Origin of the sequence: Phaeodactylibacter xiamenensis, from assembly GCF_000759025.1 — a bacterium.
GTDB classification, from domain to species: Bacteria; Bacteroidota; Bacteroidia; order Chitinophagales; family Saprospiraceae; genus Phaeodactylibacter; species Phaeodactylibacter xiamenensis.
On the sequence record NZ_JPOS01000081.1, the window covers coordinates 1 to 21259 of the forward strand.

Annotated in this window: 19 protein-coding genes and 1 CRISPR repeat array; of the genes, 14 read left to right on the forward strand and 5 right to left on the reverse strand. The window is 51.1% G+C overall.

Annotated features, from left to right (window positions below):
• The first annotated feature begins 758 nt into the window (after positions 1 to 758).
• The 7 genes from IX84_RS21365 to IX84_RS21395 all read left to right on the forward strand — a co-directional run bounded on the left by IX84_RS21365 (position 759) and on the right by IX84_RS21395 (position 9342).
• Entirely contained in the window at positions 759 to 1454 is a 696-nt protein-coding gene (locus IX84_RS21365) for a CRISPR-associated endonuclease Cas6 (protein WP_044225604.1), read from the forward strand.
• Positions 1455 to 1583: 129 nt separating this feature from the next.
• Positions 1584 to 2585 (forward strand): CRISPR-associated endonuclease Cas1, encoded by a 1002-nt coding sequence (gene cas1 / locus IX84_RS21370; protein WP_044225606.1) that lies wholly within the window; start codon positions 1584 to 1586, stop codon positions 2583 to 2585.
• An 11-nt stretch (positions 2586 to 2596) separates the two neighbouring features.
• A complete protein-coding gene (locus tag IX84_RS21375) occupies positions 2597 to 3190 on the forward strand; it encodes a hypothetical protein (RefSeq protein ID WP_152605182.1) in 594 nt (197 codons plus the stop codon).
• Positions 3187 to 3492 carry a CRISPR-associated endonuclease Cas2 gene (gene cas2 / locus IX84_RS34695; RefSeq protein WP_052516272.1) on the forward strand — a complete coding sequence of 102 codons (306 nt, stop codon included), beginning with the start codon at positions 3187 to 3189 and terminating at the stop codon, positions 3490 to 3492. Before IX84_RS21375 ends, cas2 begins: the two co-directional genes overlap by 4 nt.
• Positions 3493 to 3607: 115 nt before the next feature.
• Positions 3608 to 4577: direct repeats of the CRISPR family, unit length 36 nt; unit sequence CTAGGCGAGCGCATCCAGATAAGTTAGGACTGCGAC.
• A gap of 490 nt (positions 4578 to 5067) precedes the next feature.
• Complete coding sequence (locus IX84_RS21385) at positions 5068 to 5970, forward strand: Rpn family recombination-promoting nuclease/putative transposase (RefSeq protein ID WP_044225869.1); 903 nt, start codon at positions 5068 to 5070, stop codon at positions 5968 to 5970.
• Between the two features lie 267 nt (positions 5971 to 6237).
• A complete protein-coding gene (locus tag IX84_RS21390) occupies positions 6238 to 7308 on the forward strand; it encodes a tetratricopeptide repeat protein (RefSeq protein WP_044225612.1) in 1071 nt (356 codons plus the stop codon).
• 60 nt (positions 7309 to 7368) lie between these two features.
• Positions 7369 to 9342, forward strand: a complete 1974-nt coding sequence (locus IX84_RS21395; RefSeq protein WP_044225615.1) for an acetoacetate--CoA ligase — start codon at positions 7369 to 7371, stop codon at positions 9340 to 9342.
• Here IX84_RS21395 and IX84_RS21400 read toward each other — a convergent pair.
• From IX84_RS21400 to IX84_RS21415, 4 genes are read right to left on the reverse strand one after another with little or no spacing between them, the layout of a single operon-like run.
• The gene (locus tag IX84_RS21400) at positions 9339 to 9992 is read right to left on the reverse strand and encodes a deoxynucleoside kinase (protein WP_202965282.1); all 654 of its coding nucleotides are present in this window, start codon (positions 9990 to 9992) and stop codon (positions 9339 to 9341) included. The two genes, IX84_RS21395 and IX84_RS21400, sit on opposite strands and share 4 nt — an antisense overlap.
• 15 nt (positions 9993 to 10007) lie before the next feature.
• A complete protein-coding gene (murB, locus tag IX84_RS21405) occupies positions 10008 to 11018 on the reverse strand; it encodes a UDP-N-acetylmuramate dehydrogenase (protein WP_044225618.1) in 1011 nt (336 codons plus the stop codon).
• Positions 11015 to 11560, reverse strand: a complete 546-nt coding sequence (locus IX84_RS21410) for a hypothetical protein (protein WP_044225621.1) — start codon at positions 11558 to 11560, stop codon at positions 11015 to 11017. Before IX84_RS21410 ends, murB begins: the two co-directional genes overlap by 4 nt.
• 2 nt (positions 11561 to 11562) lie before the next feature.
• A complete protein-coding gene (locus tag IX84_RS21415) occupies positions 11563 to 13362 on the reverse strand; it encodes an ABC transporter ATP-binding protein (RefSeq protein ID WP_044225624.1) in 1800 nt (599 codons plus the stop codon).
• 439 nt (positions 13363 to 13801) lie between these two features.
• Here IX84_RS21415 and IX84_RS31325 point away from each other — a divergent pair, with 439 nt between their 5' ends.
• The 7 genes from IX84_RS31325 to IX84_RS21450 all read left to right on the forward strand — a co-directional run bounded on the left by IX84_RS31325 (position 13802) and on the right by IX84_RS21450 (position 20456).
• Positions 13802 to 14653, forward strand: a complete 852-nt coding sequence (locus tag IX84_RS31325; RefSeq protein ID WP_052516274.1) for a DUF6089 family protein — start codon at positions 13802 to 13804, stop codon at positions 14651 to 14653.
• Positions 14654 to 14765: 112 nt separating this feature from the next.
• On the forward strand, positions 14766 to 15626 hold the full coding sequence (locus tag IX84_RS31330; RefSeq protein WP_152605183.1) for a DUF6089 family protein: 861 nt from the start codon (positions 14766 to 14768) through the stop codon (positions 15624 to 15626).
• 268 nt (positions 15627 to 15894) lie between these two features.
• Positions 15895 to 16332: an arsenate reductase ArsC gene (locus tag IX84_RS21430; protein WP_044225626.1), complete on the forward strand. Its 438-nt coding sequence runs from the start codon at positions 15895 to 15897 to the stop codon at positions 16330 to 16332.
• A 517-nt stretch (positions 16333 to 16849) separates the two neighbouring features.
• On the forward strand, positions 16850 to 18166 hold the full coding sequence (gene hemL / locus IX84_RS21435; RefSeq protein ID WP_044225629.1) for a glutamate-1-semialdehyde 2,1-aminomutase: 1317 nt from the start codon (positions 16850 to 16852) through the stop codon (positions 18164 to 18166).
• The gene (locus tag IX84_RS21440) at positions 18166 to 19224 is read left to right on the forward strand and encodes a sensor histidine kinase (protein WP_044225631.1); all 1059 of its coding nucleotides are present in this window, start codon (positions 18166 to 18168) and stop codon (positions 19222 to 19224) included. Before hemL ends, IX84_RS21440 begins: the two co-directional genes overlap by 1 nt.
• Positions 19225 to 19231: 7 nt before the next feature.
• A complete protein-coding gene (locus tag IX84_RS21445; RefSeq protein WP_044225634.1) occupies positions 19232 to 19915 on the forward strand; it encodes a response regulator transcription factor in 684 nt (227 codons plus the stop codon).
• 121 nt (positions 19916 to 20036) lie between these two features.
• On the forward strand, positions 20037 to 20456 hold the full coding sequence (locus IX84_RS21450; protein WP_052516276.1) for a CBS domain-containing protein: 420 nt from the start codon (positions 20037 to 20039) through the stop codon (positions 20454 to 20456).
• Between the two features lie 7 nt (positions 20457 to 20463).
• On the opposite strand, the gene IX84_RS21455 is transcribed toward IX84_RS21450, so the two are convergent.
• Positions 20464 to 21195, reverse strand: coding sequence for an EI24 domain-containing protein (locus IX84_RS21455; protein WP_044225638.1), 732 nt, complete (start codon positions 21193 to 21195; stop codon positions 20464 to 20466).
• Positions 21196 to 21259: the final 64 nt, after the last annotated feature.

The following is a 21259-nucleotide window of genomic DNA, read 5'->3' on the forward strand; positions in this document are numbered from 1 at the left end:
CGTTTGACTGCTACTTGCATTGGGCACGACGACCGCACCAGATCCAGCTGCAGTGCGTTAGATTGAGCTATGTCGGCAATGCCCCGTTAGGGTCAAAATGTCGGAAACCACGAGATAGCACAGTGGGGCCGCGCCGTAGGTGCGGAGGGTGAGCTAAGGGCCTGGATGGAAGGACAATATAGGGGGATGTACTTTCAAGAAATACCCGAGCGGAGCATTGACAAAAGGCATCGCTACGTCCCTTTGTACAATACACATTCCGCACCTACGGCGCGGGGGAAGCTGCGGCTTTACTGTGTTACCTACCTATAGCCCCTAACGGGGCTTACAGTGATTGACTGCTCCTTACATTGGATAAGATGACCGCACCAGATCCAGCTGCAGTGCGTTAGATTGAGCTATGTCGGCAATGCCCCGTTAGGGGCAAAATGTCGGTAACCACGAGATAGCACAGCGGGGCCGCGCCGTAGGTGCGGAAGGTGAGCTATGGGCCTGCATGGAAGGAAAATGAGGGAGGATGCACATCCCTATCCTTTCAAAATCCAGAGAATACGCTTAAATTTGAAAAGTGAGTGCGGGGGCAATGGCTTGAGCATGACTTTGAAAGGGGCGCTGTACAAGACAGCTGGCCAATTGTCATTAGAGCTCATAAAAAGACTTTCCCCCAGTCGATATTGCGTAAGCAGCAAGTGCCACAGTGTAGAAAACAGAAACGATCATAGCCCCTTACCAGGCTGATAGATAAAACAAATGAAGCTTTGACAAAGAGCCCGAACCTCCTCGATATCCCCACGCTGAAAGTCCGGTTCGAGCCCCGGATACAGCCCCGGGAGCTCAATGCCTTCCGTGGGGCTATGGCTGCCAAGGTGGGGCTGGAGCACGAGTGGTTCCACAACCATGACAATGATGAGAAAGGCAACCGCCGTTACCACTACCGTTATCCGCTGGTGCAATATAGGCTTATGGAAGGCTGCCCGGGCCTGTTCTTTCTGGGTAAAGGGGCAGATGAGGCGATGCGCCTGTTTGCGCAACCGGATTGGAGCGTAACTTTCACCCGGCAAAAAAGAGAGGCCCATTTGTATGAAATGAAACGGGCTATACAACAAATAGGATTGTCCCAAAAAATGCAGCAGTATCGGCTGCGGTCCTGGATTGCCTTTAATCAGGATAATTACAAGCGCTACCAGCAAACACCTGGGCTCATCGGTCGCCTGGAGCTCATGGAGCGTGCGCTGGCGGGCCAAATCCTGGGCTTAGCGACCGGGCTGGGCTATCAATTCCCGGAGCGTTTTAGCGTTGCGATCACAGAATGGGAGGGGGCTTCCACGGTCACCTTTTCCAAAAACAAAATGCTGGCTTTCAATGTGTCTTTTCAGACGGATGCGGTGCTGCCATTGCAGGCGGGCCTTGGCCGTGGTGCCGGGCGGGGCTTTGGGGAGATTGAGATAGGGTAGTAGGAGTCTTGAGAGATAATATGCCGGAAATTTTCTAATGAAGAAGTGTAACCTGTGCAGGGTGAATGGCGTAATGCATTGTCGAGGTTGTTCCCCTTGAATAGCCTGGTTTATGAAAAGTAGTAGAATATGCAGGTCTACCTCGACTCCTACGGCGCATTCCTGGGCGTCCGGCACGGCATGTTTTTCGTGAAGCCCAAAGGGGCTGAGGGGCGTGCATTGCCCGTGCGGGAAGTGAAAGCCATCTTTTTGTCCAAAGGGGTCCGGGTGAGCACGGATGCCTTGCAGCTGGCTATTCAGGAAGACATTCCGGTGGTGCTCACGGATGGGCTCGGCCGGGCAACAGGGCAGGTCTGGAGCGGGCAGTTTGGGTCTATCTCCACGATACGCAAGCAGCAGGCGCTTTTTTCTATGCACATGGACGGGCTTCAGTATGTGGCGGGGCTTCTGCAGCGCCGGGCAGCTATGCAATTGGAAAACCTAAGCCTGTGGTCAGAAAAGTACCCGGTGGATGCGGCTTCCTGGGAACGGGGCAAAGCGGTATTGTCGAGTATCATCAACCGGCACCGGCAGGCTTACAAGTACAAGGATGTCGAATCCCTGAAGGATAGCCTCAGAGGTTGGGAGGGCACTGCCACCCGGCACTATTTCCAGCTTATGGGCAGCATCCTGAAACCACCCTTTGTTTTTGATGGGCGCAGCAAAAGGCCTGCTTACGACCCATTCAATGCCCTGCTCAACTACCTGTACGGCATGCTTTATCCGCTTGTTGAACTGGCACTTATGAAAGCAGGGCTTGACCCCTACACTGGCATCCTGCATGCCGACGAGTACAACCGCCCTACCTTGGTCTATGATATGATCGAGCCTTACCGGCATTGGGCAGAGTGGGTGGCTATAGAGCTGTGCAATAACGGCAGCCTTGGCCTTTCCGGGTTCGAAGACAAGGGGCGGGAAGGGTTCTGGCTGGGGCCAAATGGCAAAAACGAGGTCATAGGGGCATTCCTGGCGTACCTAGAAAGCCCCGTGCACTACCACGGCAAGCAGCGCCGAAGAGCCCTGCATATTGATTTGGACGCTTTGCAACTCGCTGCAAAGCTCCGCGAAAGTGATTTTAAACCCTTTGAATAAACTTTATGCACATGAGAAAAATGCTATGCTTTTTACTATCCACTTTCGGTTTTGCCACAGCTGCAACTGCCCAGATCCCCATCATTGACGCCGACGAGCTCATGCGCGCCTTCCACGAAGAAGCGGCACACCGGATCGAAGATGAACTCAACGCTTATGAAGAGGAAAACCTCGACACGACAGACTGGATCCCCGAAGCAGACGAGTGGGATCAGGTTTTCCGCACCTCAGACTGGGAAGCGACCGTGACCGACCGGCCGGAGGGCCCGCGCATCGGCTGCATTTGTATGGACGGCACACCGCAGGACGACAGAGGGCGGGGCGCCTGTGGCGGTAGAGGCGGCGTGCGATTCTGGCTGCATCAGCAGGGCGACAGTATCTTTATGGACCCCACGATCCGGCACAAAGCGCACCCGGACCCCTACACAGATGAAGACAAGGAGCGCCTTGCGGCCTACAATGAAAGTAAAGGCACTGCATTTGGCAGCAGCAACAAAAGCGGTATTAGCGGCGACTTCAAGGAGATCGTCCTGGTCATGATGGTCTGCCTGACGATTGCTTACGTTGCACGCCTCTATTTTACGCATCAGCCAGAGGAAATATGACGAGCTACTTCATCAGTTATGATATCAGTCAGGACCGGCTTCGGGATAAATTGGCAAAACTTTTGCAACAAAAAGGGTGCAGGCGCGTACAAAAATCAGTATTTTTCGTACCCGATTTCTCAGCTAAAGAGCTAAAAGACCTTAGGGTCAGTGTTGGGCAGTGCCTAAAAAGCAATCTTGATCCACAGGACAGCGTTTTATGTATCCCCGTAACCAAGAGCCGGTTAGCTGATCTCGTTTGGGAAGGGCAGTCCGCCGGACTGCAACGTTCTTTGAATGACGACTTACATCTGCTGATTTGATAAAGTGACGGTATGATGAGGCGGTGCCGGCAACCGCCTCATTTAGGCTACTGAAGCGCCATTTTTTCAATTGGCGTATTGAAAAAGAAAAGATTATGTATTACATTTGACACGACTAGGCGAGCGCATCCAGATAAGTTAGGACTGCGACTGCTTTTTCTTTACCGGGTGAAACTCATTTACTTTTTCTAGGCGAGCGCATCCAGATAAGTTAGGACTGCGACTAATATACCTACTGTGTTTAGGAACCGGCCATTTGGCTAGGCGAGCGCATCCAGATAAGTTAGGACTGCGACAGAAACTGGTGCTCTCAACATCTTGGGAAGTTATTGACTAGGCGAGCGCATCCAGATAAGTTAGGACTGCGACGTCCATATACGCGTATTCGCCGTTAATAGTGTACCCCTAGGCGAGCGCATCCAGATAAGTTAGGACTGCGACCGCTAGTCTATGAATACGTGCCTCTTACTGACCTGATCCTAGGCGAGCGCATCCAGATAAGTTAGGACTGCGACCACGTTCAGCGAACGTTGCTTGATTGTAGTATTTTTCTAGGCGAGCGCATCCAGATAAGTTAGGACTGCGACCTCAGCTTCTCCTTGTTCTCCTTTTTCTGCTTGTTCCTAGGCGAGCGCATCCAGATAAGTTAGGACTGCGACTACACACAGTCATTGCTAGGTTCTTCCTCTATGTCTAGGCGAGCGCATCCAGATAAGTTAGGACTGCGACGGACTACGAGCCTTTGTAATGACTTTGAAAGACATGTCTAGGCGAGCGCATCCAGATAAGTTAGGACTGCGACTTCATGTGTTGTTCTATCATAATTATATGAGTCTTTCTAGGCGAGCGCATCCAGATAAGTTAGGACTGCGACTACATATATATAAGGATATCCATATCTATGTGTATCTAGGCGAGCGCATCCAGATAAGTTAGGACTGCGACCGTGACTGGGATTGGCATGACGAAGACCACATAACTAGGCGAGCGCATCCAGATAAGTTAGGACTGCGACGGGATTTTTACCATTTACGTAGACGACTTGGCTACTAGGCGAGCGCATCCAGATAAGTTAGGACTGCGATCCCGGTTAAGACGACTTACTAAGGTTCGCCTTTGTGGCTCACCAAGTAAGTCTAAGACCGGGACTAAATCGGCGTTGTTTCTGTCCTGGTTCTGCCGATTTAGCGTAGTATGACAAATTACATTTATACTCGGAACGGAGAGGTTTGGGCGTAATGTACAAACCCGACGCACGAGTTTGCCGGTACGCACAGGTATGCCGACATGAAGTCATGGTTGGTCCCAAACTACTTCGTCGTCGGTATAGTTAATCCAGTTGGAGCGCTCCACAGGTTTCATACAGGAAGCAGAAGTCCCGGTTTTGGTGTAGCCGCTAAGTGTAACGCAGCGCCCAAAGGGGCCTAATGGGTGAGGGGCTTAGTCGGAAAGCATAAAAAGTATTTACTGCATCGAAAGGGCTTAATTCAAATTTCCTCAGCGTAAGGTGTTAGATTGAATCAAAATAATTCAAATAAACTGGTTGTTTTCTGTGGTTTCTATTATCTTACAGGCATGATACGGCGCGATACACTTTGGAAAGCCCTCATCGAGGATTTAATTGAAGATTTCCTGCATTTCTTCTTCCATGCTTACATCAATAAGATTGACCTTGAGCGGGGAGTGACCTTTTTAGACAAAGACCTGGAACAGATTATGCCGGAAGCGGAGACAAAGCGCCGGCATGCGGACAAGCTTTTCAAAGCCTGGCTTAAAAATGGGCAAGAGCAGTGGTTTTTGGTGCACGTAGAGGTGCAGGGCTATCCGGATGATCAGTTTGCCTTCCGGATGTACCAGTATTATTACCGCATTCAGGACCGGTATGGTAAACCGGTCACTGCAATAGCGATCTATACGGATAATAAACGCGCCTACCACGCAAAAGCCTACAAGGCTGATTTCTTAGGTACGGAACTTATCTACCGTTTTCAATCGTTTGTATTAGCAGATTATACAGCAGAGGAATTACGGGCATCCGAAAACCCTTTCGGGTTAGCCCTTGATGCAGCCCGCCTTGCTTTAGACCCCAGGGTTAAAGATGATGACCAATTGATGGTCAGCAAGCTGAACTTAATCCGTCACTTACTGTCACGAGGGCTTAGCAAGGTCAAAATTCGCAGGCTGTATAACTTTATCAACATGTACGTGTCCTTTCAAAATTCAGAGAATACGCTTAAATTTGAAAAGGAAGTGCGAGAAATTACTAAATCAAGGCAACCTATGGGACTGGAAGAAGCTATTTTAAAAGAAGTGCGTGAACAGGGCATTGAGCAGGAAAAGCAGTTAGCCATCTTACGGGCCTACGAAAATGGTATTGCCACAGCAATGATTGCTAAAATTGTCGACTTGCCATTGGTCCGGGTGGAATCTGTTATTGCAGCGCAAGAAAAAGGCGACCCTTCGAACGAACCTGAGTAGGGGGTGGAAAATGCTGTTTTAAAAAAGCGCACGAACAGGGTCTGTGCTCTTCCCCCCTAAACCTTCATAACCTTAAACACCCGCTCCCCAACCCACACCAAGTACATTCCCGGTCCCAGAAAAGAAAGGTCCAGCTCAACGCCCTCTGAGAAGTCCTGCTTCAGATGAACCCATCCCAATGGGTTTTAAGCAACGAATACATCCCCTACACTTCCAACTTTCCTCCAAACATCCTATCTTCACCACTGACCAACTCGAACCCACTATATGAAGATTAACCTCAAAAAGGACGCTTTCCTGGGACAGCTCTTTCCCGGCTTAAAGGACGACGATTGGCAGGACGATAGCCGACTGGCTCAGTACCTACGCAATGCCTACAGCCGTGGTGGTTACACGCCAGAGGTGAAAATAGAGGACGATATCGTTCAGATTTCAGTGGATGAACAAGAGGTCTCCAAAGTCAACAAAGTCTACCAGAGCGCTTTATATCTGGCTTCTAAAGGTGCTTATGACCGCGCTAAAGTAATTATCAAGCCTCTCCTTGATGAGGGTACTCAGAACGCTGAGTTATTCCGCGTTTACGGTCAGTGCCTTGCTGAGGAAGGTGACAAGGAAGGCGCTATGAACTACCTGATCGATGCCTTAAAGTGGGACCCTAACCATACGGAATCGCTGATCGTGATGGGGAATCTGTACGCCGAAGGGAAAGGTGACCTGGAGACAGCCCAGGTCTTCTTCGATAAAGTCATGGAGCTGGAGCCGGACAATTACCTTGCCCTTAACAATATCGGTGGCGTACTCTCAAAAAGCGGTCAGCTCGAACAGGGAGCGGTCTTTTTCAAGCGCGCACTGGAAGCGGAGCCAAACTTTCCCTTTGCGCTTTACGGACTTGCGTTAACCAGCTTTAAAACCGCAGATTACGCTGAATGCTTTGATTACTGCTGCCGGGCAATGTCCTCAGCGGGAAAAGACGATCAGTTCCGCACGCTTATACGCCCGCTTAGAGGGTTGATGATCGAAACGGCATCGTACTATGCGGAAACAGTCGCAGCTGAAGAGCTGTACCATAGCCTGCATCAAGAACTGGAAAATGCCACAGGCAGGCTGATCGAGATAGAACCAAGCGACAATATCCCTACCGCTGCTAAATTGGAGGTGGCGGAATACAAAAAACGGGATGTTCACCGTGTGCTATACAAGCCAAAGTATACTGCTGTAGCTCACCTGATCATGCATGAGATGATTCACTTGGAATTGATTATGGAGGCTCGGGAAATTGACGAAAACCAGCTATTTTCCCGGCCATTACACAACCAACAGCGCGGAACGGCGCGATGATTTTTCGCACCTTTTCTCTGATGGGGCGGAATCCAGCCGTGGCGCGGTAAAACCAAATTTATGATTGATCAACCCCGGCAGCTGTGGGCACCTACTGAGGCCTTCCGGGCACAATCCCGCCTGGCTCACTACCGGCAATGGCTTAACAGGCACCACCAACTGAACTTTGACGACTACGAGGCGCTTTGGTCATGGTCAGTGGCCGAACCAGCCGACTTCTGGGCATCCCTTTGGGATTATTTTGACATTATTGCGCATCAACCCTACACTCAGGTCATGTCAGATGATCCCATGCCGGATACCAAATGGTTTGAAGGGAGCACGCTGAATTACGCAGAGCATATTTTCCGCAACCGGACTACTGCGCACCCTGCCCTGATGGCACAGTCCGAAACCCGGCCCCTGCATAGCCTCAGCTGGGCGGAGCTGGAAGAACAGGTGGCGGCTTTTGCGGCTTTCCTAAAGGCGCAGGGCGTGGAAAAAGGCGACCGGGTCGTTGGGTTTTTGGCCAATACCGAAGAGGCAAGCATTGCTTTCCTGGCGGCCTGTTCGCTGGGCGCTGTCTGGTCGAGTTGCTCGCCGGATTTCGGGACCAGCAGCGTAACGGACCGTTTCCAGCAAATCGAGCCTAAGGTGCTCATCGCTGTGGATGGCTACACTTATAATGGTAAGCCCTACGACAAAACAGGAGTAGTACAGGAGATCGTAGCAGCACTGCCCACTTTAAAACGGGTCGTTCTCGTACCTTTCCTGGATGAAAGTGCCGAGGCAGCGGCGATTCCCAAAGCTGTAAGCTGGGCAGATGCTCTCGGTACTCCCCACGATGGGTTAGCGTTTGAGCCGGTCCCGTTTGCCCATCCGATCTGGGTGCTGTACTCCTCAGGCACCACAGGTATCCCCAAAGCGATTACCCATAGCCACGGCGGCGTACTGCTGGAACATCTGAAGTACCTGGCTTTTCATAATGACGTACATCCCGGAGAGCGCTTCTTTTGGTTCTCCACTACAGGGTGGATGATGTGGAACTTCGTGCAGGCGGCTATGCTGGCGGGGGCCACGCCGGTACTATACGATGGCAGCCCCGCCTACCCGGACATGACCGTCATGTGGGCATTTGCCGAAAAGGCGAAGATCAACCACTTCGGTACGAGTGCGCCTTTTCTGGTGGCGAGTATGAAGCGTGGCATCAATCCCTCCAAAGATTTTGACCTCAGCGCACTGCGATCTATTGGCTCAACGGGCGCACCCCTGCCACCGGAAGCTTTCGATTATGTGTATCAGCATATTAAGGAAGACCTTTGGCTTTGTTCGATGAGCGGCGGCACGGATGTTTGTACGGCATTCGTGGGCGGCTGCCCGGAACGCCCGGTCTACATGGGCGAAATTCAGTGCCGTGCCCTTGGCTGCGCCCTGTATGCCTACGATGAGGACGGGCGGCCGCTGGACGATGAAGTTGGCGAAATGGTGATCACAAAACCGATGCCCAGCATGCCGGTCTACTTTTGGAATGATGCCGGCAAGGCCCGTTACCGGGAAAGCTACTTTGAACTGTTCCCGGGCATTTGGCGGCACGGCGACTGGGTGAAAATTACCAGTCGTGATTCCCTGGTTATCCTGGGCCGCTCAGACGCAACGCTCAACCGGCACGGCGTCCGCATCGGCACTGCGGAAATCTACCGGGCAGTTAATAAGGTAAAAGCCATAAAGGACAGCCTGATCGTGAACCTGGAGCTGGAAGGCGGGCGGCACTACATGCCCTTGTTTGTACTAATGAATAAGGGAGAAGCGCTGACAGAAACCGTTAAAGCGGAATTAAAGACCACCCTCCGACAAACGTATTCGCCCCGTCATGTGCCAGATGACATCATTGAGGTGGCCGATATCCCCTATACCATCAGCGGCAAAAAGCTGGAGGCACCGGTGAAGAAAATCCTGCTCGGGCACCCGGCGGAAAAAGCAGCTAACCGCGATGCGATGCGCAATCCGGAGGCCCTGGATTTCTTTATCGACTTTGCAAAACGGGTTAATGGCTAATAAAAACTGGCCCGGTGCAGCCCCGGCCGATAGGGCCGGTTGATGAGGTCAAGGATTTTCTGGTAATCTTCAGGGTTGTTCAGGAAGTCCAGGTCCTCAATATCGATGATCAGGATAGGGAGTTGTTCGTTAGAGCGGAAAAACTCAAAGTAGGATTGCTGGATTTCCTGCAGGTAGGAGGGCTCGATTTCCTGTTCAAAGGCCCGTCCCCGTTTGCGGATGTTGTCCATAAGACGGTCTGCGGAACGGTGGAGGTACACGAGCAGGTCCGGCTTAGGGAAAGCTGCATTCAGAATGTTGAATAAACGCTGGAACAATCGGTATTCTTCGGTATTGAGGTTGTTGCGGGCAAAAAGCAGGGTTTTGTAAAAGATATAATCCGCAACGATACCCTCCTGAAAAAGGTCGCGCTGTGCCAGTTCCTGCTGCAATTGCTTGTGGCGCTCGGTCATGAAGAAGAGCTCCACCGGGAAGGCATAGCGGTCCGGGTTCTGGTAGAAATGTGGCAGAAAGGGATTGTCAGCAAACTCTTCGAGCAGGAGTTTAAAGCCGAAATCTTCAGCCAGCATTTGCGAAAGGGTAGTCTTACCAGCGCCGATGTTTCCCTCGATAATCAGGAACTGGTGTTGCATGGATTGGTCGTTGTTCATGATTCGCGTCTCAGTTTACAGCACATTGACTTCCGGTTGGAGGGCAATGCCAAACTGCCGCTCCACATCTTCCATAATCTGTTGCGCCAGCGCCCAGACTTCCGCCCCTGTGGCACATCCGTGATTGACCAGGACGAGCGCCTGTTGGTGGTAAGTGCCCACATTCCCGATGCGCCTGCCCTTCCACCCGGCCTGCTCAATCAGCCACCCGGCAGGAACTTTGGTATGCGTATCCCCCTGCGGATATCCGGGAATAGCAGGGTGCTGGTCCCGTAAGGCTTCAAAGCGGGCATTGGCAATCACCGGGTTTTTAAAAAAGCTGCCGCTGTTGCCCAGTACTGCTGGGTCTGGCAGTTTGCTTTGACGGATGTGGATGACCGCCCGGCTGATGTCTTTGGGCTCCGGCTGTTGAATGCCCCACTGCTCCAGCGTTTCGGGTATGGCACCATAGCTGGTGTTGAGGTGGTGTTGCCGGCGCGTGAGCCTGAGGTGGATAGCGGTGATAAAGATTTGCTCTTTCAGAGACCGCTTGAACAGGCTGTCCCGGTAGCCAAAAGCAGCGTCCTCCTTTGTAAACTCCAGCGCTTTGCCTGTACTCAGGTCAATAGCTTCCAGCCGTTCGAAGACATCTGACAATTCCACTCCGTAGGCCCCGATATTCTGAATGGGAGCAGCTCCGGCAGTACCCGGTATGAGGGACAGGTTTTCCAGCCCTCCCAGGTTTTGTTCCAGTGCCCAAAGTACGGTTTCATGCCAGTTTTCACCCCCGCCGATGCGCACCAAAGTGGTGTCTGTATCTTCAGCAAGGATAGATTTTCCCATAATCCGGTTGTGCAGTACCCATTGGTCGAGGTCTTGGGTCAGGAGAAGATTGCTGCCGCCGCCCAGGACAAATACAGGTCGCTCCGGGTGCTGCCGGCGAAGGTCCTGTAGCACTTCAGGGCTTTCTATATCCGAAAAGAAAGCCGCTTTAGCGTTTATGCCAAAGGTATTGTAAGCCTGTAGTGATTGTTGTTGCTGAATCATTGTACCGCCGCTTTCTTTTGAATAACCTCGCAACCCCACAGTCCCGGTTTGATACTGATCAGGACGGTGTCGCCCCGTTCAAGGGTATTGGGATAAGGGGCCAGGCTGGTGATTTCCCGAATTTCCTGCCGGTAGTAGAATTCGATTTCAAAGACATTCGGAGCTGGTTTTTCTCCGGCTATGGGCCCGCTGCGACTGGCGTAACGGGCACTTTGGGAAACGAACTCCACCGGCGTTGGTTTTGCAGGAGGGCTGAGCAGCCGATTGCTCAGGCTGCCAGCCAGCGGCCCAAAAATAGTACAGGAAAGCCCAAAAAAAATATAAATCTGGATTTTTTCGGTTAGGCCATACTCCTTTCGTGCGGCGTAGTGTCCCAGTGCAAGGCCGAGGCAGCCACCCACGCCCATGCTGTAAAACGCCAGGCTTGATATATCCAATGTGCGGTTGAACCATGCGAATTCCAGCGCGTAGACCACGACCAGCCCCAGCATAGCCATGCCAGCGAGGGTATACGTTAGCCGCTCCTTCAGCGTGTAGGCCATGTTTAGATCGGTTCGAATTGCAGTTTAGCCAGGGTGTTGTAAGCGCCTTCTTCCTGCTGGGAAAGCTCGGTATGTGTACCCTGCTCTATGATTTGGCCATTTTCAATAACGAAAATCTGGTCCACATCGCGAATCGTAGCCAGCCGGTGTGCGATGATGATAGAGGTACGCCCTTCCATCAGCGTGGCCAGCGCATCCTGAACCACTTTTTCTGATTCTGCATCCAGGCTGGAAGTCGCTTCGTCCAGCAGGAGTATGGCGGGGTCTTTGAGGATGGCCCGCGCAATTGCAATACGCTGCCGCTGTCCCCCCGAGAGCTTTACGCCCCGCTCGCCCACCAGGGTGTCCAGCCCTTCCGGGAAGGTTTGGATGAAATCCCAGGCATTGGCTTTCTTTGCTGCCTCAATGATTGCTTCTTCCGCAGCATTCGGGTTCCCGTATAGAATGTTCTCACGAATAGAGCCTCCGAAGAGGATCACTTCCTGGGGCACGATGGCAATATTCCGGCGATAGGCTGTTGTATTGAAACTGGAAATCGGTTGCCCGTCCACCAGGATGTCTCCCTCATCAATATTGTAGAAGCGCAGCAGCAGTTGTACAATAGTGGACTTTCCGGCTCCGCTCGTCCCTACGAGTGCCACCTTCTGGCCCGGCTCTACCTGAAAGCTCATGTCTTTCAGCACCTCAATGTCCGGGCGGGTGGGGTAGCGGAAGCGCACGTTTTTATACTCAATATGGCCTTTGACCGGGATGTCGGGAATATGCGCCGCATTTTGGATGTCAATCTCCTGGTTTTCCAAAAGGATTTCACGAATACGCTCGGTGGCTCCAATGGCACCCAGCAGCTCCGTATAGAAATTCCCGAGGCCGGCAATAGAGGCACCAATTATAGCGGTGTAAGCCACAAATTCAATGAGAACGCCTACGCTCATGGTCCCATTCTGAACCATCATGGCTCCCTGCCAGATGATAAAGAAAAGCGCCCCAAACAGGAAAGTAACGATGAAGACAGAAAATAAAGCCCTCCATCGTGCGTACTTCAGCGACATGCCTACGACCTGGTTGATCCGCTTGCCGTAGCGGACGGACTCAAACAGCTCATTGGTGAATGCCTTTACTGCCTGAATGGCCTGCATGGTTTCGTTGAGTATGTTATTGGACTCCGCCAGCTCCTCCTGCCGTTCCTTGGAAAGCTTGCGGATAAAACGCCCGAAAAACATGGCTCCGATAATGACTACCGGGAAGGTGGCCAGCATGATGAGCGAAAGCTGTGGCGCACGGAAAGCCAGGAAAATGATACCTGCCAGCAGGATGATAATTTGACGAAGGAATTCAGCAAGGGTGATCGAGAAGGCATTGTAAAGTTTCTCCACATCTGCCGTGAGCCGGCTCACCAGCTCGCCCACGCGGGCGTGCTCAAAGAAAGACATGGGCATGGAAATGAGCTTTTCGTACAGTGCCCTCCTTACATCCGCAATCCCTTTCTCACTGACGATGGAAAACAGGTAGATGCGGAAATAGGATACCGCCCCCTGTATTACCAGGATAGCGGCTAGTATCCAGCCTACATCAACCAGGGAGTAAGGCATTTCCTTTTCGCCGGAAGCGATATCGACCATCAGCCCGGAAAGATACGGGAACACCATGAAGGTGATCGAAGAGACAAATAACAGCACCAGCCCGAAACCGAACGCGAAACGGTAAGGGTGGATAAACCTGAAAATCTTAGCGGCAGCGGCCAGCTTTTCCCGGGTGAGGCGGACTTTGGGCGCATCATCGGCGCCTGACTTGCGTCTGGACATTATTGTACTTGGTTTTTTTGCATTCCACGATCATAAACAAATCGAGCAGCTTTAAGTTAAAATCGCGAATGCATTAATCTGGTGAATACCTGTTTCAGGCTAAAGCCATTCTTCAGATACTGTTTAAGGTATAAGGTCTTTTGGCATCAAAGCAGCACCTGAGGATAACCTTTTATCAATAGTTTTTTTGTTTATATATCCGTGTGCTTTTCTTGGAGGGAGCCGGAAAAAAAATTAGCTTTGCAGCATCTGCACACAAGTATGCCGGGCAGGTCAGGCACTTAAAGAGCGACTTGCCAATACAGAGCGACTCCCTAATTACAGAGCGTATTTGTTCATCCATTCCCCAGTATTGAATGAAAATTAAAAGTCAGTCTGTTTGGTCAAAGACTTAGAGGCTGCCTGACTTGGGCCTTTCGATTCCCAAATCCCATTAACTATGCAAAGACAATTTTTGGTCCTGCTTTTTTGTTTTTTGGTGCATACAACGTTAACATCCCAATTTGTGGATATAGGGTTTACTTTCGGTAGTATGTTCTACAGCGGGGATATTTCACCAAGCGACCCAAGAGCAATGATCCAGGAAATGCGCCCGGCAGGCGGGATTTTCTGCAGGCTTTCTTCCAGTAATATATTCTCCACCCGGTTTTCCCTTAATCTTGGAAGTGTACAGGGGGATGACGCCCGAACGTATCGGAAACAGCGCGATCTGGCTTTTCGTACCAACATCACGGAGTTTTCAGCCATTGGCGAGTTGCATGCATGGCGCATCCGGCATACCGAGTACAGTTTTACCTTTCCTTATCTTTATGGTGGAGTAGGGCTGTTTCATTTCAATCCCCGCAGAGAAGTGGATGGGGAGTGGATAGAGCTTCAGCCGCTGGGCACCGAGGGGCAGGGAATACCGGGTTATGCACAACGGTATAATCTGACTCAGTTCTTTGCACCGTTCGGAGCTGGTATTAAGTTCATTACCCGGAAGTTTACGTTTGGGTTTGAATTTGGGCCCCGCTTTTTGCTTACGGACTACCTGGATGATGTAACAGGAGCCGAAGTGAACCACCGGGATATCTTCATCAACAACGGGCCACTTGCTGCTCAGCTCAGCCGGCCGGCCCTTGGTGGTGCTGAAGGTGTGGATCAGACTTACAGCCGTGGCGTAACCTCACGGGACTGGTACTACATGATGAACATCACAGTTTCCTACAACTTCGGTGCCGGGCTTAATAAAATGCTATCTGACCCGGTGCCTTGCCCAAAATGGTCGAAACGAACCAGCCGAAGGCTATAATTAACCACAGGACTTAATAATTATTCAGGACTGGAAAGCGTTTCTTAATCTTGAAGCGTCTATATTTCAGGCCAGTACCTTAATTGATCATTTAATCCCAATGAACAGCATTATGACACGCAAGTTATCCTACCTCATCCAGCCCCTTTTCTTTTCTGTTTTGCTTACCGGGCTCCTCAGTTTTGCTGCCCTGTCCCTTGAGGCGCAAACGCAGCTTGGAGTTATGGGAGGCGTCTCTTTATACAGCGGAGATCTTTCGCCAAAAGAGTTTGGCGTTTACTTTGAAGAGGTCCGCCCGGCATTCGGGGTATTTGCCCGTTTTGAGCTGGGGCGTGCCGCTGCGCTGCGCGTGGGGGTCAATGGGGCCTCCTTGGAAGGAGATGATGCCCGGCATGGCCGTGAGGACCGTGGCTTAGCATTCCGAAGCCGGATTACAGAGTTTTCCCTGGTTGGGGAGTTGAACCTGTTTAAAATTGGTGCGGCCAGGAACCGTGGCCTGGTCCCTTATCTTTTTGGTGGTGTAGCCGTCTTTCGTTTTAATCCGGAAGCGCCCTTTGATGGTGACTATATCGAACTGCAGCCTTTAGGAACGGAAGGTCAGGGGTTGCCTAATTATGTAGACCCCTACCGCCTTACCCAATTCGCAGTGCCTATGGGGGTTGGCGTTAAAGTATTGCTCAGTGAGCAGCTTACCTTGGGCCTGGAGTTTGGGGGGCGCATGCTTTTTACGGATTATCTCGACGATGTAAGCAATGTAGAAGTCAACTATTTTGATGTCCTCGAAGGCAATGGAGAACTGGCCGCCCGCTTAAGCCGGCCAACCGTGGAAGACCCCACCGCTGATACCAGCTACCGGCGCGGAGGACAGTACAACGATTGGTATTACGTAGGCGGTGTATCCCTTGCCTTCCGGATTGGCGGGCACAACCGTGGGGTACAGAGCGGACGCGGTATAGGGTGCCCAACGTTCTGATGTTGAAGAGTTTTTGAAGGAATGCCCACTATTTTTTCACCGCAGGCTGTAAATTGGTTAAATTCCTATCATACCAGATTTGTCGAGAATCTCATTTGCCAGATCCGCAAAGGAAAAGGCAGATTGAGAGCCACCTTTTATATTTCCGGTATTTTTCCCTGACTGAAAGCTCGGTCAACCCGATGAGACTTCGCAATTCTGTTTCCGGCATTTCTATTGTCCGTATTTAATGTTAACTTTGTGTTAACCAGACATTAAATACACTGCAATGAAAAGGGTATTAGTGCTTTGCACTGGCAACTCCTGCCGCAGCCAAATGGCAGAGGGCTATCTTAGGTTCTACTCCGGCGGGAAGCTCGATATTTACAGCGCAGGGCTCAAGGCTCAACATTTAAACCCTTACACTGTGCGAGTGATGGAGGAGGATAATATCGACATGAGCGAGCATGTTGCCAAATCCATTGATGATTTCAGCAATCAGCACTTTGATTACCTGATCACGGTTTGTGATGAAGTTTCTCAGGCTACACTTGAAGGTGTCCACTTCGGTAAAAAGATCCACTTCAGTATTCCGGACCCTGCGAAAGCAACAGGCACAGATCAGGAGGTCGAAGCGGTCTTCTTAAATGTTCGTGAAACGGTGAAGCGGTATATGCTCAAATTTTTGGGTAAGGCACTCGCTGAAAATGTTGAGGTAGCTTCTTAACCCTTTTCTCCTGCTCCGCCTTTTTGCCAGCCCGGGGCAAGGAGTACAGGCTGGTAAAATCCACTTTGTTTCCCATTAAGATTTTTATGTTTTTATAACCGGCTTTTTGGTAGGCGGCGGCTAATTCTGTCAGGGGCCATGCCCGGTAGAAAGCCTGACGTCTCTTCATTTTGCCGTCTTTCGATAGGGTCTTGCTTTACGGTATGGTATTCTTGGATAAGCTGGAGCAGAGCGGGAAGCTCTACCCCAGCAGCTATCGCGCTTAAATGCAGATCTTCATTTGCCGTCTTTCGATAGAGTCTTGCTTTACGGTATGGTATTCTTGGATAAGCTGGAGCAGAGCGGGAAGCTCTACCCCAGCAGCTTTCGCGCTTAAATGCAGAGGGTTGCCCCCCTGGTATTGATAGCCGGTGGTCACTTTCTGTTTTGTGCAATTTGTTAAACACACTTTACCAGTGGCTGACAACTGCTCTACCTAAGATTCGTTACCTTTGGCACAATCAGAAAAAAAATCGATATGGATACCATCTCCCTGGAAAACAGGACGCGTTCGGCAGCATTATTCGAGGAGGCCAAAAACTATTTCCCGGGCGGGGTGAACTCTCCCGTACGGGCTTTCAAGTCTGTCTATGGTCCGCCTTTGTTCATAAAGGAAGGGCAGGGGTGCCGCATTACCGATGAGGATGACCATACCTATATCGATTTTTGCTGCTCCTGGGGACCGCTCATTCTGGGGCATAATAATGCCAAAGTACGCGACTTGGTCACGGAGACTGTAGCGAAGGGGACTTCCTTCGGTACACCGACCCGCCTGGGCAATGAACTGGGGAAGCTCATAGTTAACAACAACCGCTATATCGATAAAATCCGCTTTGTCAGCTCGGGCACAGAGGCCGTGATGTCAGCGCTGCGCCTGGCACGGGGCATTACCGGTAAAAGTAAAGTCATCAAATTTGAAGGTTGCTACCACGGTCACGTTGATTCCCTGTTGGTGAAGGCGGGGTCGGGCCTGGCTACCTTCGGGGAAAGCACTTCTGCGGGTATCCCCAGGGCATTCGCCGAAGAGACCATCGTGCTGCCTCTGGATGACCGTAAGCTATTAGAGGAGACCTTGCAAAAATACAGCGACGACATCGCCTGCATCATAGTCGAGCCTGTGCCTGCCAATAACGGCCTGCTGCTTCAGGACCCTTCTTTTCTGGAGTGCCTGCGCCTGAAGTGCTATAAATATGGTGTGCTGCTCATTTTCGATGAGGTGATCTCTGGTTTCCGGGTCGGATTTGAAGGGGCAGCAGGGTATTATGGCATTCAGCCGGATATCATCACGTATGGTAAAATTATTGGTGGAGGTATGCCGGTAGGCGCGTACGGCGGCAGTCATGAGGTAATGAGCCATATTTCTCCCGACGGCCCCGTTTATCAGGCCGGCACTTTATCTGCCAATCCGGTAGCGATGGCAGCTGGGTACGCAGCATTAAAGCAGCTGCTGGAGCCTGGCTTTTACGAAGGGCTGGAAGCCAAAACCAAGCGATTGGCAGACCGTCTTCAGGCTTTTGCCCTCAGGCATGATTTGCCGATGCATGTGCAGCAGATAGCCTCTATTTTCTGGTTGGCCTTCACCCGCGACCGGGTAGTGCGGGCAGACCAAATTGATGCCGCAAGTATGGAGCATTTCAAAAATCTGCACCGGGAGCTGCTCAGGCGTGGCGTATATCTGGGCCCAAGCGGCTACGAGGTAGGCTTCGTTTCAGCTGCCCACACCGAACAAGACCTTGATGAAGCCGCTTCCATTATGGAGAAGTGCCTGCATATGGTTTTTAAAACCTCAAAGTGATGGAAAACCGGCGAAATGTAAGGTTGCGTTTATTGTCTTATGTAGTCATCGCCTATATGATGATGGCCTTTGCCTGGTGGTCGGTGCTGTTGTACACCAAAAACAGCGATGCCTTTGCCGCCAAACGGGACAAAATGCGCCTGATCATGGTAGCGGAAGGCACCGTTCAGTCCGAAGCAGCCTTCTTACAGTCAGCGCCATACCTGGAGCTCAAACAGCAATACACCCGGCAGGAGTATATGATACTCGGCGAGGCTGGTGTTATCATTCTCACGCTTTTGGTCGGGATGTACCTGATCAACCGGGCTTATAATAAGGAAATGGAAGCGGCCCGGCAGCAGCGCAACTTTTTGCTGTCTATCACCCATGAGCTGAAATCGCCTATTGCTTCCATACGCCTGGTACTGGAAACCTTCCAACGGCGGAGTTTGCCTCCGGAAAAATCAGAACGCCTCATCCGTAGTGCGCTGTTGGAAACCGAACGTCTTAATGGTTTAGTCAGTGATCTGCTGTTATCCGCCCGGCTCGAAGCCGCGTACAAACCCCACGAGGAAGGACTGGACTTACCCCAAATCCTGGAAGACCTGATTGAAACGCTGGACTCCAAATATCCGGATGCCCGGTTCCACTTTGAGAAGCGGTCGGCAATCAGCCCTTTCCGGGGCGATCGCACCGGTATGACCTCGGTTATGCTCAACCTGATGGAGAATGCCGTGAAGTATTCCCCAAAGCCCGCAGATATTGAAGTGAGCCTGGAAGAAACACCAGATGCATTGATTCTCCGGTTCGCAGATCAGGGGTACGGGATACCGGATAAAGAAAAACCACAGGTCTTTGGGAAGTTCTACCGGATTGGGAACGAAGATACGCGCAAAACAAAAGGTACAGGTTTGGGTTTATACATTGTGCAGCAAATTGTCGCCGCTCATGATGGCCGGATATCCGTAGAAGATAATCAACCGAAGGGAACGGTTTTTAAGATCGAACTTCCCGCGGAACGGCTGGATAAGCAGGCAGCGCAACGGTCTGTAGAAATGTCAAAAACACAAAGCCAATAAATAGCTTATGCGCATATTACTCGTTGAGGACGAAGAGAACATTCAGGATGTCATTAAGCTCAATCTTGAAATGGAAGAGTACGAGGTCGTTGCTGCCGATAACGGAAAGGATGCTCTCAAGTACGCCAAAGAGCAGCATTTTGACCTTCTGATCCTTGATGTGATGCTACCGGAAGTGGATGGTTTCCAAATCTGCGAGCAGGTCCGCCTGACCAACCGTGAAGTGCCGATCATGTTCCTCACTGCCAAGGACACTGCTCAGGACCGGATATCAGGCCTGAAAAAAGGCGCAGATGACTATCTGACCAAACCATTCAATCTGGAGGAGCTGCTTCTGCGCGTCAATAACCTGATCAAGCGGACGAGCAAAAGCCCCGACAATACGCCGGATGAATATGAATTTGGAGGCAACTGGGTCAATTTTGCGACCTACGAAGCCAAAGGCAACCCCGGGCATTTTACCCTGACTAAAAAAGAGGCGATGCTGCTGAAACTGCTCGTCGACCGCAGGGGCGAAGTCGTCTCGCGGCAGCAAATCCTGCAGTCGGTCTGGGGTTATGATGTGTACCCCTCCACACGGACTATTGACAATTTTATCCTGTCGTTCCGAAAGTACTTTGAGGCAGACCCTAAAAATCCGGAGTATTTTCTCTCTGTAAGGGGAGTGGGGTATAAATTCATTAATGATTAGGAAATAGCCCTTCGTTTTACCGGCGACTGCCTGAGTGGGTGAGATTTTGTTTGGTGTTTGTTTTGAAATGCAAAATAAATGCGTAATTTATAGCATGAGATAACACCAAATGCTTCATGCTATGATGAACGAGCCCATTTCCTCGATTATGACTAAAAAAGTAGTCACTGTCCGCCCGCAGGATACCCTGGAAGTTGTCAAAGACATCCTCTTCTTTAAGCACGTCCACCATATTCCGGTGGTAGAAGGCCATACCCTGGTCGGAATTATAACGTCCTTCGACCTGGTGCGGCTTGGCCGGTGCCAGGATGAATACAAACAAGTTAAGGTTTCAGAAGTAATGACGACTAAGGTAGCCACGCTTGGTCCCAACGATAAAATAGGTGCAGCGGCGGAGGTTTTTCTGGAAAACCTCTTTCATGGGCTACCCATCGTTAATGAAGACAGAGATTTGGTTGGCATCATCACCACCCATGATGTGCTGAAGTACGAGTTCCACAAAGAGTACCCCAACCACAAGATTTACTGGGAGCCGGTTTGATAGCGGGTTAGAGCCTCCTGACCGCCTCTTTGGTTGCGGCAATCGTGCCCAGAGGCAGTGCAAACAGAAAGCCCACAATAGAAAACAAGAGCAGGAGAAAAGCGGCGCCGTTGCCAATGCATAGCCCACGGTTGGCTCGTGCAAAAGCAATGCTGCCTCTTACATCCCGGTGCCTTTCCAGCGTGAAGTCCAGGTTGCCAAAGCCGGCATAGTAGGCTTGTACCCCGAATATGGCGAAGGCGATCACAGGGCTGAGTACTGGGATCAATATCCCAAGCAAAAACAGCAGCAGGGTAAAGAATAATTCCCGGACAATATTTCTAAGCGCCAGGGTGAGCCCGCGTGCTAAGTCCCGTAGTGCTTTGCTGACCGAAAAAGGCACCTGTTGGTGATGCCCCTTTAGTTGCTTTTCTATTTTTTCAGACAGGAAACTCATGAAAGGAGAGGAGAGGGCTAATACGAGGTGTTTAAAGAGCAATAGCCCCATGGCCAGGACAAAGACACCGCCAAAAATCTGTACAATGGTCTCCAGCGCACCTTTACCCCAGTCAAAGGGATAAAAGTCAATGAGCCATTGGGCGATATCATCGCTGGCCGTCCAGGCGCTGTAAAAAATCCCCACGCCTAATAACAGGCTCACTAAACCGGGAGCAAGCACATACCCCCAGAGATTGTAGCGGGAAGTCAGCCGGATGGCATCGAAGTAGGCAGTGAAGCCCCGGATAAAGCCAGTGATCATAGTTTGTTTTTACCCAAATTTGGACAAGCCGCCGCCTTTCGCCGAAAATAATGGACAGAAGCAG